Genomic DNA, 1,898 nt, shown 5'->3' on the forward strand with positions numbered 1-1,898 from the left:
TCATCTCCCAACAAACCTGTTGTGTTTGCTATTTCAACTACTTGTGGACCGGTGAACATGGGACTCAACTCTTTACTTATTTTTATTTGCTCTCCTCGAAACCACTGTGCGCCTACTTCTCCTGCCTGAATGGGTTTATTATTGTTTAACCTATCTCCAAAGTCACTTAAATCAATAGTATTGGTTCCAGGAAATAGTGGTAGTGGTGGTAGTGGTTGTGGTCTATTTACTTCTGTAATTTTAAGCAAATTACCTGAAATTAGTTCATCTATATCATATGGGAATGATTGTAAGTTAGGTAGATCGAAATTCTTTTTAGTAAATTTTGCTCCTTGTACTCTTAATAACCCAAATTCATCTCTTGTAATCACTTCATTTGTTATAGAATCTAGACCAGTCATGGTGGTTACTATTTGTCCCTGATTTTCTATCCCTTCAGTAAAATGTGTGTCATAATCACTATTATTTGGATATTGCTGTCTATATGCTAACCAATTACTACTGTACATGTATAACTCAGCTATTTGATTGTGATTCAAATAGTAATTATCTTCAAAATTATTCTCATTTATAATTTGTTGATAAAGATACTGGAACACAAAACCTTCTGATACATTTTTAGTTAATGTCTTAAAGAAAAAATTTCCTTCAAAATTATTGTCTTTTAATGGCTGAAAAACCTTGCCTTCTGCTAATGCTTCCTCAGTTCTTCTGTCACGTATACTTCTAGCATCTATACAGTATGCCTTTTTATCTAATGTTTCAAAAGTGTTGTAAAGAATGTATGAGGAAGTTACTGCATCATGTCCAGTTCCAGTTCCCTGATACCCTGAGGTTAAAGTTAAACCTGCACCTTTGGTGTTTTGAAAATAGTTATTTGCTATAACATGCTTTGAACTCCATGCTGTAGTTTTGTTGTTGTTCCTCTTACTAGAATCATCACGTAAAAAATAATTTCCTATAACAACTTCATTAGTACCGCCTCTTAAACTTAATTGCCCTAAATCATTTCTAAAGGTGTTATTTAAATAGATATTTTGACCATTCTTAGACACTATTCTTTCACCATCACCTGTTCTTTGACCCTCAACAAGATTGGCATCAAAAATTGAACCGCCTATTGTTTTTATTTCACCCTGTGCGACTGCACTTGCCGGAAATGGGTTTGACTGATTTTTAAGTTCAGTAGCTGTTGGCATTCTTTGCCTGTCGCCATTATGTCCCCATCGTAATATACTGCCATCTGCAATACCAAAATAACAGTGATCTACTCTATTATAAAGTGGCCTTCCATATACAGCATCTGCAAAAAGGGTTTGGTCTAAAAAAGCATCCTTAGTATAGTCTCCATAGTTTCCTTTTAAGGCTCTATGTACAGCTCCTGGGTGAAAGTGTCCGTTAAGGGCTAAAAATTGTCCGTTGTCTATTCTATTAACTGAAATAAAACTACAGTGGTCCACTCGCACAAAACGTGGAAATCCTTTTGCCCCAAACTCATTACTAATGTATCTAATTTTACCTGATGCATTAAGTGGTATAAAGTTGTCAAATACACATTCTGTGACCCTTACATGACTACCAAAAATAGTAACAAGAGTTTGCTGAGCTGGATGATTCATGGTGATTAGATTTGAATCCAGGGCTCCTTCTGTAAAATATAAGCCTTTAATTATATAATGATCTCCGTAAACATGGATTGCCGAAGCTCCTTTTATAATAGCTTTACCCGGGTTCTCGGCCTTAATGGTGATGGGGTTATTATTTTGCCCCTCCACTTTTAATTCCAATAAGAAATTATTATAGATACCATCTTCCAATTCAATGACATCACCAGGCTGGACTACTGCTGCAGCTTGCAAAAGCTCTGTTGTATTTCCTACCTTAAACGTTGTAAAATA

1 protein-coding gene is annotated in these 1,898 nt (G+C 35.4%); it reads right to left on the reverse strand.

Features of this window, described 5'->3' with window-relative positions; translation table 11 throughout:
• The coding region (locus VOI54_RS17970) for a chondroitinase-B domain-containing protein (protein WP_326284728.1) at positions 1 to 1,898 on the reverse strand (1,898 nt) is incomplete at both ends.

Source organism: Alterotamlana spongicola (assembly GCF_035818475.1).
Taxonomy (GTDB): Bacteria; Bacteroidota; Bacteroidia; order Flavobacteriales; family Flavobacteriaceae; genus Cognatitamlana.